This window comes from Kribbella sp. NPDC004875, from assembly GCF_042873375.1.
In the GTDB taxonomy this organism is placed as follows: domain Bacteria; phylum Actinomycetota; class Actinomycetes; order Propionibacteriales; family Kribbellaceae; genus Kribbella.
The window spans coordinates 114,512-134,780 of sequence record NZ_JBIALI010000008.1 but is presented as its reverse complement, the minus strand read 5'-3'; the positions used below and the strand labels follow the sequence as shown (position 1 = coordinate 134,780).

Annotated in this window: 14 protein-coding genes; 11 read left to right on the top strand and 3 right to left on the bottom strand. The window is 69.4% G+C overall.

Annotated elements, in window-relative coordinates; translation table 11 throughout:
- The first annotated feature begins 3 nt into the window (after nt 1-3).
- From ACFYRH_RS36725 to ligD, 5 genes are read left to right on the top strand one after another with little or no spacing between them, the layout of a single operon-like run.
- Nucleotides 4-1,107, top strand: a complete 1,104-nt coding sequence (locus ACFYRH_RS36725; protein ID WP_387784753.1) for an ABC transporter ATP-binding protein — start codon at nt 4-6, stop codon at nt 1,105-1,107.
- A 27-nt stretch (nt 1,108-1,134) separates the two neighbouring features.
- Nucleotides 1,135-2,061: an acetylxylan esterase gene (locus tag ACFYRH_RS36720; protein WP_387784752.1), complete on the top strand. Its 927-nt coding sequence runs from the start codon at nt 1,135-1,137 to the stop codon at nt 2,059-2,061.
- Nucleotides 2,062-2,065: 4 nt separating this feature from the next.
- Nucleotides 2,066-2,911: an acetylxylan esterase gene (locus tag ACFYRH_RS36715; protein WP_387784750.1), complete on the top strand. Its 846-nt coding sequence runs from the start codon at nt 2,066-2,068 to the stop codon at nt 2,909-2,911.
- Entirely contained in the window at nt 2,908-3,990 is a 1,083-nt protein-coding gene (locus tag ACFYRH_RS36710) for an aminotransferase class V-fold PLP-dependent enzyme (protein WP_387784748.1), read from the top strand. Before ACFYRH_RS36715 ends, ACFYRH_RS36710 begins: the two co-directional genes overlap by 4 nt.
- Before the next feature lie 60 nt (nt 3,991-4,050).
- Nucleotides 4,051-5,028 (top strand): non-homologous end-joining DNA ligase, encoded by a 978-nt coding sequence (gene ligD / locus ACFYRH_RS36705; protein WP_387784746.1) that lies wholly within the window; start codon nt 4,051-4,053, stop codon nt 5,026-5,028.
- A 2-nt stretch (nt 5,029-5,030) separates the two neighbouring features.
- Here ligD and ACFYRH_RS36700 read toward each other — a convergent pair whose 3' ends face one another.
- Together ACFYRH_RS36700 and ACFYRH_RS36695 are read right to left on the bottom strand one after the other, a co-directional pair.
- Entirely contained in the window at nt 5,031-8,330 is a 3,300-nt protein-coding gene (locus ACFYRH_RS36700) for a hypothetical protein (RefSeq protein WP_387784745.1), read from the bottom strand.
- A 26-nt stretch (nt 8,331-8,356) separates the two neighbouring features.
- Complete coding sequence (locus tag ACFYRH_RS36695) at nt 8,357-8,929, bottom strand: TetR/AcrR family transcriptional regulator (RefSeq protein WP_387784743.1); 573 nt, start codon at nt 8,927-8,929, stop codon at nt 8,357-8,359.
- A gap of 130 nt (nt 8,930-9,059) precedes the next feature.
- Here ACFYRH_RS36695 and ACFYRH_RS36690 point away from each other — a divergent pair, with 130 nt between their 5' ends.
- Entirely contained in the window at nt 9,060-9,989 is a 930-nt protein-coding gene (locus ACFYRH_RS36690; protein ID WP_387784742.1) for an alpha/beta hydrolase, read from the top strand.
- Here ACFYRH_RS36690 and ACFYRH_RS36685 read toward each other — a convergent pair.
- Nucleotides 9,982-10,356, bottom strand: a complete 375-nt coding sequence (locus ACFYRH_RS36685; RefSeq protein ID WP_387784740.1) for a mismatch-specific DNA-glycosylase — start codon at nt 10,354-10,356, stop codon at nt 9,982-9,984. The genes ACFYRH_RS36690 and ACFYRH_RS36685 overlap by 8 nt on opposite strands.
- A 199-nt stretch (nt 10,357-10,555) precedes the next feature.
- Here ACFYRH_RS36685 and ACFYRH_RS36680 point away from each other — a divergent pair, with 199 nt between their 5' ends.
- The 5 genes from ACFYRH_RS36680 to ppdK all read left to right on the top strand — a co-directional run bounded on the left by ACFYRH_RS36680 (nt 10,556) and on the right by ppdK (nt 20,146).
- Nucleotides 10,556-11,272 carry a Clp protease N-terminal domain-containing protein gene (locus tag ACFYRH_RS36680; RefSeq protein ID WP_387784738.1) on the top strand — a complete coding sequence of 239 codons (717 nt, stop codon included), beginning with the start codon at nt 10,556-10,558 and terminating at the stop codon, nt 11,270-11,272.
- Between the two features lie 9 nt (nt 11,273-11,281).
- Entirely contained in the window at nt 11,282-12,568 is a 1,287-nt protein-coding gene (locus ACFYRH_RS36675) for a serine hydrolase domain-containing protein (RefSeq protein ID WP_387784736.1), read from the top strand.
- 51 nt (nt 12,569-12,619) lie between these two features.
- Nucleotides 12,620-14,017: an ATP-binding protein gene (locus ACFYRH_RS36670; protein WP_387784734.1), complete on the top strand. Its 1,398-nt coding sequence runs from the start codon at nt 12,620-12,622 to the stop codon at nt 14,015-14,017.
- Nucleotides 14,018-14,019: 2 nt separating this feature from the next.
- Nucleotides 14,020-15,978, top strand: coding sequence for a VWA domain-containing protein (locus ACFYRH_RS36665; protein ID WP_387784732.1), 1,959 nt, complete (start codon nt 14,020-14,022; stop codon nt 15,976-15,978).
- A gap of 1,513 nt (nt 15,979-17,491) precedes the next feature.
- Nucleotides 17,492-20,146 (top strand): pyruvate, phosphate dikinase, encoded by a 2,655-nt coding sequence (gene ppdK, locus ACFYRH_RS36660; RefSeq protein WP_387784730.1) that lies wholly within the window; start codon nt 17,492-17,494, stop codon nt 20,144-20,146.
- Nucleotides 20,147-20,269 lie beyond the last annotated feature (123 nt).

Here is a 20,269-nt window from a genome sequence, read left to right as displayed (position 1 = left end):
GAGATGGCTGAAGTGCGTTTGGAAGGTGTCAGCAAGGCGTTCGGCGGCAAGGTCGCCGTCGACGATCTGAACCTCACCGTGGAGGATCAGGAGTTCCTCACGCTGGTCGGCCCGTCCGGCTGTGGGAAGTCGACAACCCTACGGATGATCTGCGGGCTCGAGCGCGCGACCGAGGGGCACATCTTCTTCGACGGCAAGCCGGTCAGCTGGCTGCCGGCGAACAAGCGGGACGTGTCGATGGTGTTCCAGAGCTACGCGCTCTACCCGCACAAGACGGTCCGGCAGAACATCGGATTCGCGCTCAAGATGATGCGCGTGCCGAAGGCAACGATCGACGAGCAGGTACTGCGGGCCGCGCGGACCCTGGACATCGAGGACCTCCTGGACCGCAAACCCCGGGAGCTGTCCGGCGGGCAGCGGCAGCGGGTCGCGCTCGGCCGGGCGATCGTCCGGGACGCCGGTGCCTACCTGCTCGACGAACCGTTGTCGAACCTCGATGCCCAGCTGCGGGTGCTGATGCGGGCCGAGATCAAACGGCTGCACGTCGACGTGGCGCGGACGTTCATCTACGTCACGCACGACCAGGTCGAGGCGATGACCATGTCGGACCGGATCGCGGTGATGCGCGACGGCGTCGTGCAGCAGTGCGCGACGCCCGAGGAGATCTACGAGCGCCCCGCGAACCGATTCGTCGCGTCGTTCATGGGCTCACCGCCGATGAACTTCGTGACCGGCGAACTCGTGGACGTCCACGGCGTCCGCAGCTTCCGCTCCGCCGCCCTCACCCAGCCCCTCGCGGCCGGCGCTCTGGCGACGGCGGACCTCACACCGCCGGACGACCGTGCCGTCGTACTCGGGGTCCGGCCCGAGGACATCCGGTTGTCGGCCACCCCGGTCGACGGCTACCGGCCCGGCAAGGTCTTCGTCTCCGAACCGCTCGGCCCGGACGTCCTCGTCACGGTGCGGATCGAAGGCGAGCTGATCAAGGCCCGCGTCCCGACCCCGTTCCGGCTCGGCCACGACAGCTCGGTGTACGTCGGCTTCAACCCGGACCGCCTGCACCTGTTCACGGCGTCCGACGGCACCGCGCTGCACGCACCCGCCTGATCCTGCTGCCCAGTGAAAGGAATGCTCTTGAGAGACCCCGAGAACGCGACGGTCGAGGTCGACCTCCCGGCCGATTTCGACGACTTCTGGGCGGCCGGCCTGGCCGACTGCGCGTCGTACCCGCTCGACCCCGTGCTCACCGAGATGCCGAACCTCTCCACCGAGACAGTGCTTGTCTACGATCTGCGCTACACCAGCTACGGCGGCCTGCGGATCGCCGGCTGGTTGACGGTCCCGCGCTCGGGACCCGCGCCGTTCCCCGCGCTGGTCACGATCCCGGGCTACATCTCCGAGCCGACGATCCCGAAGGAGTGGTCGGAACTCGGGTACGTCGCGCTCGCGGTCGCGCCGCGCGGCAAGCTGCGGTCGAACGACGTGTTCAACCCGGGCTATCCGGGCCTGCTGACGCACAACATCGTCGACCCGAACACCTACGGGTACCGCGGGTTCTACCTGGACGTGGTCCGCGCGGTCGAAGTGTTGCTGGCTCATCCAGACGTCGACAATCAGCGGATCGGACTGCAGGGGTCGAGCCAAGGCGGTGGACTCGGGATCTCCACGGCGGCGCTGATGCCAGACGCGATTCGGTGCGTCGCGGCGGGAGCGCCGTACCTGTGCGGGATCATGACGGCGCCGACGCTGACCCGGTCGTACCCGTACGAGGAGATCAACGAGTACCTGCGGATTCACCCGAAGGACGTCGATCGGGTGCGGGAGACGGTCGCCTACTACGACGGGCTGAACTTCGCGCCGAAGGTGCAGGCGCCGACGCTGCTGTATCTCGGTATGGAGGACGACGTGTGCCCGCCCGAGACGGGGTTCGCGTTGGAGCGGGTGCTGACGTGTGAGACGACGTTGCACACGTACCCGCACTGCGCGCACCACGCCGGACTTCCGGACGTGATGCGGATCGTCGAGAACTTCCTTGCCGAGCACCTGACCCCGGGACGGTGAACCCATGACCTTCGACAGCTACTGGGCCGCGGTGGACGACGAACTCGCGGCGATCCCCGCTCGGCCGGTCCTCGACGTGGTGCCGGCGCGCACGACCGACGAAGCGACCTTCTACACCGTCCGCCTGACGAGCACGGGCCCGTACCGCGTTTACGGCAACCTCAGCATCCCGAAGGGGGACGGCCCGTTCCCCGGGCTGCTCATCACCCCGCGCTACGGCAGCGTCAACAACATCCCGCACCCGAACGACCGGAGCCGGTACATCGTCCTGAGCCTGATGCACCGCGGTCAGCGGCTGGCGGACGAAGGGTTCTCGGCGGCGTACCCAGGGTTGTTGACCATCGGCATCGACGACGCGTCGACGTACATCTACCGCGGGATCGCGGCGGACTGTCTGCGCGCGGCGGAGTTCCTGATGGGCCTGGCGGAGGTGGATCCGGCACGGCTCGCGGTGAGCGGGGACGACCTGGCGGTGCTGACGGCGGCGCGGCGGCCCGGGTTCGGCTCGGTTCGGGTCACCGACCTGCTGTTCTATCGCGCGATGGAGGCGCGGCTGAAGTCATGCCTCTACCCGCTCGAGGAGCTGAACGACCATCTCCGCTCCGGCTCGTCGATCGAGGCACTGTCGACGACCCTCTCGTACTTCGATCCTGTGCGGCACGCCCCGGCGGTCGCGGGTCGCACGCTGGTGTCGCTGGACGACGAGGACTGGGGCGCGGCCCTGCTCTCGGCGCTGCCGGATCGCGAGCTCTACCAGGTGACTCACTTGGATGGCACCGACAACGACTTCCTCGACGCGTGGCTGGCCGAGCGGTCCGGCGTACCGGCAATGTCGAAATTCGTCGCATGACTGGTCCGCTGGGCGTTCGGCCCGTCATCAACGCGAACGCGACGGTCACCGTGTTGGGTGGCTCGCTGATGCCGCCGCCGGTACTGAAGGCGATGGCCGACGCGGCGGCGCAGTTCGTCGACCTGCCCGAGCTGAACGGGCGGGTTGGTGAGCGGTTGGCCGAGCTCACGCACAACGAGGCGGGATACGTGACCTCGGGTGCAGCTGCCGCCATCACGCTGACAGTTGCCGCCTGCGTCACGACCGAGTCGCAGGCGTTTCCCGTTGACGCCGAGATCGTCATGTTCACCAGCCAACGCAACGGCTACGACTACTCGGCCCGCTTCATCGGCGCCCGGGTCGTCGAGGTCGGCCCGTCCGAGGACGAGTTGCGTACGGCGCTCGCTCGCCGTCCCGCCTGCGTTCTGTGGATGGCGGGAGCGCATTACGCCAAGGATGCGCTGCCGATCGAGGACGTGGTGCGGGTTGCGCGCGAGGTCGGCGTACCCGTGCTGGTCGATGCGGCTGCGCAGATTCCGCCGAGGGCCAGCTTGTGGCGGTTCACGCGGGACATCGGCGCGGATGCGGTGATCGTGAGCGGTGGGAAGGGGTTGCGCGGGCCGCAAGCCAGCGGATTGGTGTTGGGGAAGTCGTGGTTGATCGAGCGGGTGCGGGCCCACAGTTCTCCCCTGCACGAGATCGGGCGGGGGATGAAGGTCGGGAAGGAGGAGCTGATGGGCCTGCTCGCGGCGGTCGAGTGGACCCTGCAGCAGGACGAGGCCGAGGTGCTCGCCGGGTACGAGCGGGTGGTCGACGGCTGGATCGCGGGGCTCCAAGGTCTGCCGGGCGTGGTGGTGGAGCGTGGGTACCCGAGCGAGGCCGGCCAGCCGCACAGCCGCGCCGTACTGCGGTTGACGAGGGACCGCGACGAAGTGGTTCGGCAACTGTTCGACGGCGAGCCGCGAGTCGCGGTCGGAACCTTCGGCCTGCCGGACGACGCGATCGCCCTGAACCCGCAGACCCTGCAACCCGGCGAGGACAAGCTCGTCCTCGATGCACTACTCAACGTCCTAGCCGATCCGGACCGGCGGGTTGTTTGACCGCTGGCGGGTTGTATCGCGCCAGCGGTCAAACAACCCGCCAGCGGCTACTCTCGGGGGATGGCGAGCAAGCCGGATGAGACGCGGGACGGGGTTGATCTGACCAACCTGGATCAGCCGTTGTTCGACGGGGCTGAGGCGACCAAGCGGGATCTGGTCGACTACCTGGACGCCGTGCACGAGCGGATGATTCCCGAATTGCGGGACCGGCCGCTCTCGGTGGTGCGGATCCGGCCAGGGCAGCCGAAGTTCATGCAGAAGAACGTTCCGAAATACACCCCGGACTGGGTGAAGACCGTGCAGGTCTGGGCTGAGGCGTCCAAGCGGCAGGTCTCGTACGCCTTGTGCAACGACCGGCGGACGCTGCTGTGGTTCGCGAACCAGCGCGCGGTCGAGTACCACCCGACGCTGATGCGCGCCGACCGGTGGGATCGGGTCACGCATCTCGTGCTCGACCTCGACCCGCCGGAGGGCCAGACGTTCGCGATGGCGGTGCAGGCCGCGTTGCTCGTGCGTCAGGCGCTGAGCGACTCCGGTCTGGCCGGCGCGGTGAAGACGAGTGGCGCGAAGGGCGTCCACGTGATCGTGCCGATCGACGACACGGTGTCGATCGAGGACGCGGCGGCCGCGACGCGGGCGATCGCGGCGCGGGCGGAGAAGATCGATCCGGCGGTCGCGACCACGGCGTACATCAAGGAGGACCGGCACGGGAAGGTGTTCGTCGACTCCACGCGCAGTGGTGGGGCGACGGTCGTGGCGGCGTACAGTCCGCGGGTCCGGCCTGGTACGACGGTCTCGTTCCCGGTGGGCTGGGACGAGTTGGAGAACGTCAGCCCGCGCGACTTCACCGTACGCAATGCTGCTCAACTCCTCGGTTCCGGCGATCCGTGGGCGGATCAGTTGCCGGCGCCGCAGGCCGTCCCCGCGGACGTGCTCGAGGAAGGTCGCGCGATTCCGGTCGCCCGAGTCGCCGCGATGCACGAAGGCAAACGCCGCAAACGCGCCCGCGAGGCGGAAGCGAAGAAATCGGCTGACTGAGCCTATTCCTGAGCCGTTGTCAGGTTCAGCGACAAGCGGCGGATGTGGGCGTGGGGGTGGTTGCGGAGGGCAATTAGTAGGGTGCGCCACTCGGGGGACCAGCCGGTGCGCGGGGCGGCGGTGGTGACGAGGGTGTGGGCCAGGAGGGCTGCGGACGGGTCGGGGGAGTTGGCCAGGGACTCGGCGGCGGGGAAGAGATCGTCGGGTGTCCACGAGGCGTGGGTCGCGGTGAGACGGGCGGCCAGCAAACCAGCTGCTGTTGTGGCGGCCAGTGGGTCGTCGGCTACCAAATCCCGCAGGTCAAGGGGATCGACGGACGCCAGGACCAGGAGTTCCAGGCGGAGGTCGAGGAACTCCGCGGCGGTCAGCTCGCCGGCGACCTCGGTCAGCAGCTGACGGTCCTCGGCCGAACGGCCACCGAACTGAGCAGTCACCTCGGAGATCAGCTGGGTCAGACGCTGGCGGGCGGGGTGGTCGCGGTCCGGGGTGGCGTTCGGAAGGAGCGGGTCGGCTTCCAGACGGACCAGAAGACGCACAGCCTCGACCAGCTCGGACCAACCCGCCGGGGTCGTCGGCGGACGGGACGCGGCAATGGTGACGAGTGCGGTGATCGCGTCCCGCCAAATCCGGCTGCGCAGAGACAAGTCGCTGATGAAGTCCGCGCAGACCTGTGCGGCGGCAGGATTGTGCCGAGCCCACCCGGGCAACGCCAGCAACGCCGGCCCCACCACCTCGGGCTCGCTCCGCGTCGTCACCGCGATCAACAGATCGGCGTACCGCGATCGATACCCCAGCGGTACGTCGTACGCTCGCCGCCCCGTCAACGCCAGCGCGGTCGCCGGCGAATCGTGCACCGCCTGCTCCAACACAGCCCACGCCGCGCCGTCGTACAACAGGTACTGCGACACCGTCCGGGCAATCGCCGCCCGCACGTCCCGATGCGCACCCGCCCACGTCTCGGTCAGTACGGCGCCCGCGCCCGGAGCCCGCAGCTCGCCGAGCATCCGCACCGCCTGCTTCCGCGACGTGACCTTCACGCCCTCACGAGCGAGCACCGGCTGTAGCAGCCCCGGCAACAAACTCGGCCGAACGAACCGAGCCGCCCGCGCCGCGGCGTACACGGCGACCCGCGCCCGATCGTCGCCCGCATGCGCGAGCAGCAACGGCATCGCCAGATCCGGCCGCTCGGTCCACGCCAGCGCCGCCAGCGCAGCCTCCTGCAGCAGTACGTCGTCACTCGCCAGGAACTCGTCCAGCGCGGGTCGGCCCGCCCCCGGCACCCGCCCGAGCGTCTTCACCGCGAACGCCCGGTACCAGTCCGGCATCTCCTCGTCGCGGGCCACGCCGACCAGCAGCTCGGCATACCGGGCCTGCTGGCGCGGCAGCCACAGCCGCAGCGCGTAGCTCGGCACCTCCCACGACGGGCTGTTCCGGTCGAACCGCCGGATCTGGTCGGCCGCGGCGAACACCGGATCGAGCAGGTCGGTGCGCAACTCGGTGACCAGCCACCAGACCGGATGCCACCGCGCCATCCGGACATCGCGCGTGATGATCTGTTCGACCCGTTCGCGGCGCGTCGCGGGCGCGTCCAGCCAGTACCGGCAGGCCGACTGGACGGTGTGCTCCTGGTTCGACCAGACCGCCTGCTCGAGCACTTCGTGCAGCGGTTCCAATCCCCATGCCCGCCGGCCGAACGCCTCCGCCACCGCGAGCGCCAGCCCGAACTCGTTCCGCTTCGCCGCCGCCTCGATCGCCGGCCGCAGGACGTCGTACACCTCGGCCTCGCGTCCCCGCGGGAGGTTGTCGACGAGTCCGTCCAGCGTGAGGCTCCCGACGTTCTCCGCGAGCCGCGCGTGCGCCTGCAGACCCCACTCCAGCACCCCAGGACGGTTGCTCAGAGCACCTTCTACGACCGCGCGTCCGGCGAGCCGGCCCAGAGCACGCCGTGTCGACCAGGACGTGTCGCGTGCGGTCAGCGCATCGTCGAGCAAGGTCTCGAGTGGTGCCACCAGATCACTCGTCAGCAGCGTCGGTGACAGCCGCGCGACCGCGTTGACGACGTTGAGACGGACCGGATCCTGCTCGTTCCGAACCCGCTCCGCGGCCCATCGCACAGCCTGGGCAACCTGCTCCGGGCGCCGCTCCGACCCGGCCGAACGGACGATCGCCTGATGGACCGCCGTACGAACACTCGCGTCCGGGTCGCCCGCGTCCGGTTCGAGCACCGCGAATGCCTCGTCGTACGGCAGGTGTCCGGCGATGCCGCGCCGCAACGCCGCGTCCTCCCGAACCGCCGGCAGCGCAAGCATCCGGCGCGTCTGCTCGAAGCGCACAGCATGCGGCAGTACGTCGAGCAACGCGTGACCGAGCCGCGCCTGACCCAGATCGACGCCCGTCGTCACGCCCGCGAAGATCCGTGCCCGCCGCGCCGGCGCCACCGCGTGGAGCAGTCCGGCGAGATCCGGCCAGACGATCCGCCCGAGTGCGATCAGTTCGTCGTCGGAGTACCGGTGCAGCCGACGCCGGAGCGCCGGCGTCAACGCCTTCTGCACCACGCCGCGCCGGTCGGGAGCGAGCAACAGTTCCAGTACGCCGCCCGGGTCGCGATCGGTCAGCGGCCCCAGGATGTCGAGTACGGCGACCGGCAGATCGTGCGCCGGGACCGCCTGCTTGATCAGCGTGAGCACCGCATCCGGGTCGTGGCCGAGCATCGCGGTGACCCCATGACCGACGCCCTGCCACCACTCGTCATCGGCCGGCAACGACTCCCGCGCGAACGCCAGCACCACCTCTGGGTGATGCTTCGCGAGTCCGCGCCAGCCGCTCGGCGACACGCAGTACGCCAGCTCGGGCAGTAGCCGCGCCACGGTCGCGTGGTCCGTCGCGTCGAGCAGCCCGGTCGCCGCGACATCACCCCATCGCGCGCGGTGCTCGTCGATCAGCCGTACGGCGAGATGCTCGCGCCGCTGCCGGCGTACCAAGGAGACGAGTCGCGAACGCAGGGTCGCCGGCGCGTCGTCGTACAGGATCCGCAGGTCGTCGTCCGTGACCGGCACCCCACGCCCCACGGCCGCGAGGGCGCGGGACCGGACGGCCGCGTCGGGGTCGCGCAGCATCCGGGTGACGTACGCCGGATCGCGCGTGACCTCGGCGATCTGGAGCCCGAGGACGCGTTCGAAGGTGGTGCCGCGGCCGAGCTCGTCGAGCAGTCCGGCGAGCTCTGGCGCCTGGTCGGCGAGCAGGCGGACGCGCTGTCCGTACGAGAGGCCGTCGATCGAACGCAGCAGGTCGGGCAGACGCATGCGCCCATCCTGCCGAACGATCGGTGTCAGTTCTTCAGCGACGCGTCCAGGATCAGCGTGGCGGCCTCCCGGGCCCGCAGCGCCGGGTCCGCCGAGCCGGAGATCGCGGCGCGGGTGATCGCGCCCTCGCTGAGCAGGATCAGGTGGTCGGCGAGCCGGTCAGGGTCCTCCGCACCCGCCTCCCGGGCGAGCCGGCTGAGGACCTGCCGGAAGCCTTCCTTGTGCCGCGATGCCATCTCGGCGACCCGCGGCGACACGGCGCCGAGCTCGCCGAACGCGTTGATGAACGCGCAGCCCCGGTAGTCCCGCTGGCTGGACCAGGAGTAGAGGAAGTCGAAGACCGCGAGGATCCGGCGCCGCGGGTCGGTCTGCGCGTCGACGTGGTCGCCGAGCATCGTCTGCCAGAGGATCTCGCGGCGGTCCAGGTACGCCTCGATCAGCTCGTCCTTGGACGTGAAGAGCTGGTACAGCCGCTTGAGTGACACGCCGGACGCCGCCCGGATCGCGTCCATGCCGACCGCCTGCACGCCGCGCTCGTAGAACAGCGCGTCGGCCGCGTCGAGCACCTGCTGCTGCGCCGTCATCGTGTCCAGCGCCATCTCCCACCTCCCAAGTGACCCGCGCCACCCTACCGCAGCCGGCTTGCGCGGAGAACCACCGTTCTCTAGAGTACCCGACATCCGGAGAACGCCCGTTCTCCGATCCGATGCGACCCGGAAGGTGATTCCGATGACCGTGCTCGAACCCGCCGCGCAGGCCTTCGCCGACGCGACCGCCAAGCCGCCGTTCCTGTTCCAGCTGACCCCGGAGGAGGGCCGCAAGGCCGTCGACGAGGTGCAGACCACCGACTACCCGAAGCTGCCGGTCGACGAGGAGTGGGTGACCGCCGCGGACGGCACCAAGGCCCGGATCGTGAAGCCGCAGGGCGCCACCGGCGTACTCCCGGTGATCCTCTACATCCACGGCGCGGGGTGGGTGTTCGGCAACGCGCACACGCACGACCGGCTGGTGCGTGAGCTGGCGGTCGGCGCCGGCGCCGCGGTGGTGTTCCCGGAGTACGACCTCTCGCCGGAGGTGCGGTACCCGCACGCGCTCGAGCAGAACTACGCGGTCGCCCGCTGGATCATTGCCTCGGGCAAGGACCATGGTCTGGACGCGGAGCGGCTCGCGATCGCCGGCGACTCCGTCGGCGGGAACATGACGGCCGCCGTGACGCTGCTCGCGAAGGAGCGTGGCGACGTGAAGTTCGTCCAGCAGGTGCTGTTCTACCCGGTCACGGACGCGTCCTTCGACACGGCGTCGTACCGGGAGTTCGCCGAGGGGTATTTCCTGCAGCTCGACGGGATGAAGTGGTTCTGGGACCAATACACCACCGACGAGAACGAGCGGAACCAGATCACCGCGTCACCGCTGCGCGCCACGACCGAGCAGCTCCAGGGTCTGCCGCCGGCGCTGGTCATCACGGGGCAGGCCGACGTACTGCGTGACGAGGGCGAGGCGTACGCCGCGAAGCTGATCGAGGCCGGTGTGCCGACGACCGCGGTGCGGTTCGCCGCGATCATCCACGACTTCGTGATGCTGGACGCGCTCCGCGACACCCACGCCGCGAACGCCGCGATCGAACTCGCGATCTCGGCGCTGCGTAAGGCGCTCAACTGACCCGCTGGAGCTCCGCGAACGCCTCACCGAGCTTCGGCAATGTGTAGTGGGCATTCAGACCGCTCGGATTCGGCAGCACCCACACCCGGGTCGTGCCGATCGTCCGGTCCTGCTTGCCCACTGCCGCCGTACGTTCGGTGAAGGCATCCCGGTATGCCGTGACGCCGAGTACCGCCAGCCACTCGGGCTCGTATTCGAGGACCTTCCGCACCAGGTTCTCGCCGCCCGCCACGAGCTCCGCCCGGGTCAATTCGGCCGCCTTCGCCGACGGTCGATCGACCACGTTCGTGATTCCCAGTCCGTAGTCCAGCAACTCCCGCTGCTCGTCCGGCCGCAGCTGTCGCGGCGTGAACCCGCTGAGCTGCAAGGCCGGCCAGAACCGGTTGCCGGGCCGGGCGAAGTGGTGCCCCGGTCGCCGCCGACATCAATCCCGGATTGATCCCGCAGAACAGCACCTTCAATCCAGGCTTGATCACATCTCCGAGCGGCTGCACGCGCAGCAGGCTATCTCCCCGATCTGTCAACCCAGGGTTGACGATGACCCGTCGTCAACCTACGGTTGACGCATGACTCCTGGACCGGATCTACAGCAGCTCATCACCACCATCAAGGCCGACGCCGGCAGCGACGACGAGCTGGAGCAGCTCGCCACCGCCGCGGCGACGATCAGTCAACTGACCAGCACTGGCGACGCCGCCCTCGGGTTCTTCGTCGACCGGGCCCGCGGCGCGGGGAAGTCGTGGGTCGAGATCAGCAGCGTCCTCGGCGTCAGCAAGCAGGCGGCGCACAAGCGCTTCGCCGACTCCTGGACCGCCCGCCCGGCCTTCGAGCGCTACACGCGGCGTGCTCGCGTCGTCGTACAGGCCGCGGCCGACATCGCCCGCGCGCGCCACCACGGCTTCGTCGGCACCGAACATCTCCTGCTCGGTCTGTACAAGGAGCCGGAGAGCGTCGCCACGAAGGTGCTGGTCAAGCACGGCATCACCGAGGAGTCGGCGCTGCGCGCCGTCGACGAGCAGAGTCCGGCCGGCGATCCGGCGGCGGCACCGAAGGACCTCGACGCCGAGAACCCGCCGTACACCCGGCGTGCCGCGCATGTCCTCCAAGGTGCGGTCGGCGAGGCGCTCACCCTCGGGCACAACTACGTCGGCACCGAGCACCTGCTGCTGGCGTTCTTCCGCGACTCGGCCGGGGTCGCGACCAAGATCCTGCTCGAGCAGGGCCTCGACGAAGCCGCTGCCTGGAAGGACATCCGGGTGCTGTTGGAGGAGTTCACGAAGTAGGTTTGGCGCATGGGTGAGTGGTCTGACTGGTCTGCGCGGTTGAACGACTTGGCGGTGGCGGCCGAGGTCCCTGGCGCGGTGCTCGGGGTCTGGCACGACGGCGAGACGACGATCACGCCGTACGGCGTCCTGAACACCGCGACTGGCGTCGAGACGACTGCCGACTCGCTGTTCCAGATCGGCTCGATCAGCAAACCGTGGACGGCGACGATGATCGTCCAGCTCGCCGCCGAGGGCCGGCTGCGGCTCGACGACCCGGTGGTCAAACTGTTGCCTGAGGCACCTGTCGACGACCGGATCACGGTCCGTCAGCTGCTCACGCACACCAGCGGGATCGACGGCGACCTGTTCGCCGACACCGGCCGCGGCGACGACTGCCTGCAGCGGTACGTCGCTCTGCTCACCGGCGTCGACCAGTTGTTCGCACCGGGTACGGCGTACTCCTATTGCAACGCCGGATTCGTGCTGCTCGGCCGGCTGATCGAGGTACTCGACGGCCGGACCTGGGACGAGTCCCTGAAAGCCCGCCTGGTCGAACCGCTCGGGCTCACCCACACCGTCACGCTGCCCGAGGAAGCGATCCTGTTCCGCGCCGCGCGCGGTCACGTCGCGGCGGATGGCGCACCGGTGAAAACCTGGCAGCTACCGCGCAGTATCGGACCCGCCGGAACGATCACGGCGAGTGCGGGCGATCTCCTCGAGTTCGCCCGGATGCATCTGACCGACGACCGGTACGCCGCGATGCAGGAGCCGCAGGTCCCGTCCGCCGGCGGGATCGGCGGGTTCGTCGACCTGGGCCTGACCTGGCGGATCTACGACTGGGACGGCCGCCGGATCTTCGGTCACGACGGCTCGACGATCTCGCAGCTCGCGTTCCTCCGGGTCGATCCCGATGCCCGGTTGATCATGTGCCTGCTGACGAACTCCGGGAACGGCACCCGTCTGTTCGAGCCGCTGGCGAGCGAGGTCTTCCAGCACTACGTGGGCGTCGGTCACCCGGCGCCGCCGCAGCCGATCGACGCACCGATCGACGACCGGCACGTCGGCCGCTACGAACGGACGAGCGTGCGCCTCGACGTCGTACGGCGGGACGACCGCCTGGTCCTGGTGGAGCAGGCGACGGGGGACCGGCTGGCCTTCGCCGAGGAACCGGGGCACGAGTCCGAGCTGCGGCCGGCCGAACCCGCGGACGGCGACCATTTCGTCACCCGGTATTCCCCGGAGCATCCGTGGGTGCCGCTGACCTTCCGGACTTCGCACCTGTTCACGTCGGGACGGTTCACTCCGAGGAGGTGAATCTGAGATATCAGAGGTGCGAGTTGGGGTGGCCGAGCTAACGTCGTCAGGGTGACTAGTGCACCTGCTGATCTTCCTCGTCAAGCCGGTGACCTCCGGGCCGCCGGATACCTCCCCCGGTCGATCAAGGCCGAAATTCGCGACAACCTGCTGAAAGAGCTCCGTGCCGGGCGCGACCCGTGGCCGGGCATCGTCGGTTTCACCCGGACGGTGATCCCGCAACTCGAACGTGCCCTGCTCGCGGGGCACGACGTCGTACTGCTCGGTGAGCGTGGCCAGGGCAAGACCCGGCTGCTGCGCACCCTGGTCGGTCTGCTCGACGAGTGGACCCCGGTGATCGAGGGCGCCGAGCTGCCCGAGCACCCGCTCGACCCGATCACGCCGGCCTCGCGCCGCCGCGCCGCCGAGCTCGGGGACGAGCTTCCGGTCGCCTGGCTGCACCGCTCGTTGCGGTACGCCGAGAAGCTCGCGACCCCCGACACCTCGGTCGGTGACCTGATCGGCGACGTGGACCCGGTGAAGGTCGCCGAGGGCCGCAGTCTCGGCGACCCCGAGACCATCCACTTCGGACTCGTCCCGCGGGCGCACCGCGGCATCGTCGCGATCAACGAACTGCCGGACCTCGCCGAGCGCATCCAGGTCGCGTTGCTGAACGTGATGGAAGAGCGCGACATCCAGGTCCGCGGCTACACGCTGCGGTTGCCGCTCGACGTGTTGCTGGTGGCAACGGCCAACCCGGAGGACTACACCAACCGCGGCCGGATCATCACCCCGCTGAAGGACCGCTTCGGCGCCGAGGTCCGGACCCACTACCCGCTCGACATCGACGCCGAGGTCGACGTGATCCGGCAGGAGGCCGAGTTCACCGCCGAGGTCGGCGAGCCGTTGCTGGAGGTGCTGGCCCGGTTCGTCCGGCACCTGCGCGAGTCGACGTCGATCGACCAGCGGTCGGGTGTCTCCGCCCGGTTCGCGGTCGCCGCGGCCGAGACGATCGCCGCCGCCGCGCTGCGCCGGTCCGCGATCACCGGCGAGGAGCCGGCGGTGGCGCGGCCGGTCGACCTCGAGGCGGTGCCCGCCGTACTGCGCGGCAAGCTCGAGTTCGAGCCCGGTGAAGAGGGGCGTGAGATCGAACTGCTCGAGTACCTGCTGCGTCGCTCGGTGGCCGACACGGCGCGCGAACGGTTCGCCGGTCTGGACCTCAGCCCGCTGGCCCACGCTGTTGCCGACGGCAACCTCGTGACGACCGGCGAGCGGGTACCCGGTCGCGAGGTGCTGTCGGCGCTGCCCGAGCTGCCGGTACTGCACGACGTCGCTGCTCGGGCCGGCGTCGACGCCGACGACTCGCCGGGCCGGATCGCGGCCGCCGTCGAACTCGCCCTGGAGATGCTCTACCTGTCCAAACGGGTCGCGAAGGACGCCGACGACGACACGACGGTCTACGGAGCCTGACCATGTCGTCAATCCCTGAAGGCTGGTCGTACGGGCCGTGGCACGACGGGCCGGATCCGTTGCAGCCACCGGTGGACCTGCGGGACGCACTGGACGAGATCGGCCGGGACGTGATGAACGGGTCGTCGCCGCGGTCCGCGCTGGAGGAGATGCTCCGGCGCGGGACCCGGAACACCCAGGGCCTGGACGACCTGACCCGCCGGCTGTGGGAGCGCCGCCGCGAGATCCAGCGGCGGCACAACCTCGACGGCACGTTGCAGGACGTCCAGCGGCTGCTCGACGAGGCGCTGGCGGCCGAGCGGCGCGAGCTCTTCCCGAACCCGTCCGACGACGCCCGCTTCAAGGAGGCCGAGCTCGACGCGCTCCCGTCCGGTACGGCGGCAGCGGTCCGCGAGCTCGCCAACTACCAGTGGGAGTCGTCCGAGGCGCGGGCGAAGTACGAGGAGATCCGAGAGCTGCTCGGGCGTGAGCTGCTCGGGTCCCGGTTCGAGGGCATGAAGGAGGCGTTGCAGCAGACCACGCCGGAGGACGTCGAGCGGATCAACGAGATGCTCACGGACCTCAACGCGTTGCTCGCGGCGCATGCGCAAGGACGTCCCGACGTACCGCAGCTGTTCGACGAGTTCATGGCCGCGCACGGAGAGTTCTTCCCGGAGAATCCACAGAACGTCGATGAGCTGATCGACGTACTCGCGCAGCGGGCAGCCGCCGCGCAACGGATGCTGAACTCGATGACACCCGAGCAGCGGGCCGAGTTGATGGAGCTGTCGCAGCAGGCGTTCGGCAGTCCGCAACTCGCGCAGCAGTTGGCACAGCTGGATGCCCAGTTGCAGGGCCTGCGGCCGGGGGAGGACTGGTACGGGTCGGAGCAGATGAGTGGTGACGATCCGCTCGGACTCGCCGACGGTGCGCGGGCGATGTCGGATCTGGCCGAGTTGGACGCACTCGCCGAGCAGTTGGCGCAGTCGTATCCGGGTGCCCGACTGGAGGACATCGATCTCGATGCGCTCACCCGGCAATTGGGGGACGAGGCAACGGTCGATGCGCGGCGGTTGAGCGAGCTGGAACGGCAGCTACGTGATCAGGGGCTGATCGAGCGGGCGCCGGACGGTTCGTTGCAGCTGTCGCCGAAGGCCCTTCGCCAACTCGGTCAGACCGCGTTGGCCGACGTACTGCGGACCGCCCGGGGTTCCGGTGAGCGGGATGCGGCGAACGCGGGTGCGGCCGGTGAGTTGAGTGGCTCGTCGCGTCCGTGGGAGTTCGGCGACACCCAGCCGTGGGACGTGCCGCGGACGGTGCGGAACGCCGTACTGCGGACCGCGCATCGCGGCGGTGGCGGAGTCCGGCTCGACGTCGCGGACGTGGAGATCGCCGAGACCGAGCACCGGGCGCGCGCCGCGGTGGCGCTGCTCGTCGACACGTCGTGGTCGATGGTCCAGGAGGGCCGCTGGCTCCCGATGAAGCGGACGGCGCTCGCACTGCACCAACTCATCTCGACCCGCTACCGCAACGACGCCCTCCAGCTCATCACCTTCGGCCGGTACGCCGGAGTTGTCGAGCTACCGCAGCTGATCGGCATGGAAGGCACCTGGGAACAGGGCACCAACGCGCACCACGCGCTGCTGCTCGCCGGCCGCCATCTCCGCCGCCACCCGGACGCGCAGCCGGTCGTCCTGATGGTCACGGACGGCGAACCGACCGCGCACCTGGAGCCCGACGGAACCGCCGAGTTCTCCTATCCGCCAGAGCCCGCCACCCTCCGCAAGACGATCTTCGAGGTCGACCGGCTCGCCAAGCTCGGCGCCTCACTGACCGTCTTCCGCTTGGGCGACGACCCGCGGCTGAACGCCTTCGTCGACCTCCTGGCCCGCCGCAGCAGCGGCCGAGTCCTGGCCCCCGACGCCGACGGCCTAGGCGCCGCCGTCGTCGGCGACTACCTAAGAACCCGCCGCAAGCTCTAACGCAAGCCGGCCCGTGATCACGCGCCGCAAACTCCAACGAGAGCCGGTCCCGTGATCACGCGCCGCGGGTTGTGGTGAGGGCCGGTCCCGTGATCACGCGCAGCGAGTTGTGGCGAGGGTCGGTCGGGTGGGCATGTGGCGAGGGTTGGTCGGGTGGGCATGTGGCGCGGGTTGCCCCCGCCCAAGCAAGCCCCACCCTCACCGCCCGCCGCCCTTGGCCGCCACACACCGGATGCTGAGACCCCCAACGGGGACCTCCCACAGGTAATAACAGGTCCGCACTCACCACTTCCTGTCTCAAGTCCCGCGAGCTGTCCGGCGTGCCTGAAGGATGCGTTGGGCAGACCATGTGGTGACCGGGTACCACCGAGCAGGCCACAGCGCGTTGGGTATCCGCACTCGCCTGTCGCAGCTCCGCGGGCACTCGTCGCCGGGTCCTCGACGCGACTTGGTCGCCGGTCGCCGGTGGCTGGGACCTGGGACCTGGAGTCAGGACCTCGGACAGGTAATAACAGGTCCGCACTCACCACTTCCTGTCTCAAGCTCCGCGAGCTGTCCGGTGTGCCTGAAGGATGCGTTGGGCAGACCATGTGGTGACCGGGTGCTACCGAGCAGGCCACAGCGCGTTGGGTGTCCGCACTCGCCTGTTGCAGCTCCGCGGGCGCTCCTCGCCGGGTCCTCGACGCGACTTGGTCGCCGGTCGCCGGTCGCCGGTCGCCGGGACCTGGGACCTGGAGTCGGGACCTCGGACAGGTAATAACAGGTCCGCACTCACCAGTTCTTGTCTCAAGTGCCGCGAGCTGTCCGTGTGCTGTTTGGTATCCGCACTCGCCTGTTGCAGCTCCGCGGGCGCTCGTCGCCGGGTCCTCGACGCGACTTGGGCGCCGGCGGCTGGGACCTGTGACCTGGAGTCGGGACCTTGGACAGGTAATAGCAGGTCCGCACTCACCAGTTCTTGTCTGAAGGTCCGCGAGCTGTCCGTGTGCTGTTTGGTATCCGCACTCGCCTGTTGCAGCTCCGCGGGCGCTCGTCGCCGGGTCCTCGACGCGACTTGGGCGCCGGTGGCTGAGACCTGGGACCTGGAGTCGGGACCTTGGACAGGTAATAGCAGGTCCGGACTCACCAGTTCTTGTCTGAAGCCCCGCGAGCGGGGCTGTGCGGGCTCGTCGGCGGTGTCGGTGGCGCGGCGTTCGGAGGGCGGGGCGGGGCTTGTTGTGCGGGGTGGAGGGGGTGTTTTCGGGGGACAGGAGGCTTGGCGGAAACGCCTTGGAGTGGGTGGTTTGCGAATTGTGGTTCAGCGTGGCGATTGTCTCGCGTTGTCAATGGGGGAAGGGTTTTCCGGCCTTCGACCTGTGGGCAGGGTCACGTCGGCATGGTGAGACCAGTGTTCAACTGGACTGGTTTCTGGGCTTACTCTGAAATTACGCCCCCGCCGCCGAAGTCGATGGGCCAGCGGGTCACCGTCCCGCGTGCAAATGCAAGACAGCCGCCACCTGAAACCCAGGGAGTGACCGTGCCGAAACTCGTCTACGACTTCGCCGAAGGCAACAAGGACATGAAGCAGCTGCTCGGCGGGAAGGGGGCGAACCTGGCCGAGATGACCAACCTCGGCCTGCCGGTCCCACCCGGCTTCACGATCACCGCCGACGCCTGCCGCGCGTACCTGGCGACCGGGGCGGTGCCGACGGACCTCGCCGACGAGATCGATCATCATGTCGCGCTGTTGCAGCAGAAGATGGGCAAGAAGCTCGGCCAGGCCGACGATCCGCTGCTCGTCTCGGTGCGTTCGGGCGCGGCCGTGTCGATGCCCGGGATGATGGAGACGGTGCTGAACGTCGGCCTCAACGACGACTCGGTGAACGGGCTGGTGCACCAGTCGGGGAACCCGCGGTTCGCCTGGGACGCGTACCGCCGGCTGATCCAGATGTTCGGCAAGACCGTGCTCGGCATGGACGGTGACGTCTTCGAGGACGCGATCGAGAACGCCAAGCAGGCCAAGGGCACCCGCAACGACCTCGACCTGGACGCCGACGACCTGAAGGGTCTTGTCAGGACGTTCAAGCAGGCTGTTCTCGACCACACCGGTCGCGAGTTCCCGCAGGATCCGCGGACCCAGATGGACCTCGCGACCGAGGCCGTGTTCCGGTCCTGGAACGCCGACCGCGCGGTCCTCTACCGCCGCCAGGAGCGGATCCCGGCCGACCTCGGTACGGCGGTCAACATCTGCTCGATGGTGTTCGGCAACCTCGGCATGGACTCCGGCACCGGCGTCGCGTTCACCCGCGACCCGTCGACCGGCCAGCCCGGCGTGTACGGCGACTACCTGCAGAACGCGCAGGGCGAGGACGTCGTCGCGGGGATCCGCAACACGGTCCCGCTGGCCGACCTCGAGCAGATCGACAAGACGTCGTACGACGACCTGATGAACATCATGGCCACGCTCGAGGGGCACTACCGCGACCTGTGCGACATCGAGTTCACGGTCGAGCGCGGCAAGCTGTGGATGCTTCAGACGCGGGTGGGCAAGCGGACCGCGGCGGCGGCGTTCCGGATCGCGACCAGCCTGATCGACGAAGGCGTGATCGGCACCGACGAGGCGTTGAAGCGGGTGAAGGGTGCGCAGCTCGCGCAGTTGATGTTCCCGCGGTTCGACGCGGACGCGTCGACGGACCTGATCACCAAGGCTATCGGCGCGTCGCCGGGGGCGGCGTCGGGCAAGGTCGTGTTCACGTCGGCGGCCGCGGTCGAGGCGGCCGAGCGGGGCGAGCAGGTGATCCTGGTCCGCAAGGAGACGAACCCGGACGACCTGCACGGCATGATCGCGGCGCAGGGCATCCTGACCAGCCGCGGCGGCAAGACCTCGCATGCGGCCGTGGTCGCGCGCGGCATGGGCAAGACCTGTGTCTGCGGCGCCGAGGAACTCGACGTGAACGTTGCCCAGGGCACCATCACGGTGAAGGGCACGGTGCTCGAGGCCGGCGAGCTGATCTCGATCGACGGCACCACCGGCGAGGTGTTCCGCGGCGAGGTCCCGGTCGTCCCGTCGCCGGTCGTGCGGTACTTCGAGGGTTCGCTCGCTCCCGACGCGGGGGACGAGCTCGTCGCGTCGGTGCACCGCCTGATCACGCATGCCGACGAGGTACGGCGGCTCGGCGTACGGACCAATGCGGATACCGCGGAGGACGCGGCGCGGGCGCGGCGGTTCGGGGCCGAGGGGATCGGGCTGTGCCGGACCGAGCACATGTTCCTGGGGGAGCGGCGGGAGTCCGTCGAGCGGTTGATCCTCGCGGACAACGACACCGACCGCGAGGCGGCGCTGGCCGAGCTGGAGCCGCTGCAGCGCGGTGACTTCCTCGAACTGCTGGCCGCGAAGGACGGGCTGCCGGTGACGATCCGGCTGATCGACCCGCCGCTGCACGAGTTCCTGCCGTCGATGGAGGAGCTCGCGGTGAAGGTCGCCGTCGCGCGCGAACGTGGCGAGGACCCGGGGCACGAGGCGGCGCTGCTCGCGGCGGTCGAGCGGTTGCACGAGCAGAACCCGATGCTCGGGCTGCGCGGCGTACGGCTCGGGCTGGTGATCCCCGGACTGTTCGCGATGCAGGTACGGGCGATTGCGTCGGCGGCCGTGGAATTGCGGGCCCAGGGCAAGGACCCGCGGCCGGAGATCATGATTCCCCTGGTCGGCGCCGTCCAGGAACTGCACCTGGCGCGCGACGAGGTGGAACGGGTGCTCGCGGAGGTCGGCGTCCAGCAGGAGATCCCGATCGGCACGATGATCGAACTGCCGCGGGCCGCGGTGATCGCGGACCAGATCGCCGAGGCGGCCGACTTCTTCTCGTTCGGCACGAACGACCTGACGCAGACCACGTGGGGCTTCAGCCGGGACGACGTCGAGGGCGCGTTCTTCTCGCGGTACCTGGAGAAGGGGATCTTCGCGGTGTCGCCGTTCGAGTCGATCGACCGCGAGGGCGTCGGCGCGCTTGTCCGCACCGGTGTGGAGCGCGGGCGGGCGACCAAGCCGGACCTCAAGGTCGGCGTCTGCGGCGAACACGGTGGTGACCCGGACAGCATCCACTTCTTCCACGAGGTCGGACTCGACTACGTGTCCTGCTCGCCGTTCCGGGTCCCGGTCGCCCGCCTCGAGGCCGGCCGCGCCGCGCTGGACTGACGGACGGGTGCGGATCCGCAGCACTCATCAACTGCGCGTCGGGGAGGCGCCGCACGCTCAGCCGGCATCGGATTCGGGCCGGTCGGCGACGTTGATGAGTGCTGCAGGTCCGCTAGCCTGCGG

What these genes read in the sequence shown, in the direction of transcription:
- ACFYRH_RS36725 (WP_387784753.1), top strand. Translation starts at nt 4, where the DNA reads ATGGCTGAAGTGCGTTTGGAAGGTGTCAGCAAGGCGTTCGGCGGCAAG.
- ACFYRH_RS36715 (WP_387784750.1), top strand. Translation starts at nt 2,066, where the DNA reads ATGACCTTCGACAGCTACTGGGCCGCGGTGGACGACGAACTCGCGGCG.
- ACFYRH_RS36710 (WP_387784748.1), top strand. Translation starts at nt 2,908, where the DNA reads ATGACTGGTCCGCTGGGCGTTCGGCCCGTCATCAACGCGAACGCGACG.
- ligD (WP_387784746.1), top strand. Translation starts at nt 4,051, where the DNA reads ATGGCGAGCAAGCCGGATGAGACGCGGGACGGGGTTGATCTGACCAAC.
- ACFYRH_RS36700 (WP_387784745.1), bottom strand. Translation starts at nt 8,330, where the DNA reads ATGCGTCTGCCCGACCTGCTGCGTTCGATCGACGGCCTCTCGTACGGA.
- ACFYRH_RS36695 (WP_387784743.1), bottom strand. Translation starts at nt 8,929, where the DNA reads ATGGCGCTGGACACGATGACGGCGCAGCAGCAGGTGCTCGACGCGGCC.
- ACFYRH_RS36690 (WP_387784742.1), top strand. Translation starts at nt 9,060, where the DNA reads ATGACCGTGCTCGAACCCGCCGCGCAGGCCTTCGCCGACGCGACCGCC.
- ACFYRH_RS36680 (WP_387784738.1), top strand. Translation starts at nt 10,556, where the DNA reads ATGACTCCTGGACCGGATCTACAGCAGCTCATCACCACCATCAAGGCC.
- ACFYRH_RS36675 (WP_387784736.1), top strand. Translation starts at nt 11,282, where the DNA reads ATGGGTGAGTGGTCTGACTGGTCTGCGCGGTTGAACGACTTGGCGGTG.
- ACFYRH_RS36665 (WP_387784732.1), top strand. Translation starts at nt 14,020, where the DNA reads ATGTCGTCAATCCCTGAAGGCTGGTCGTACGGGCCGTGGCACGACGGG.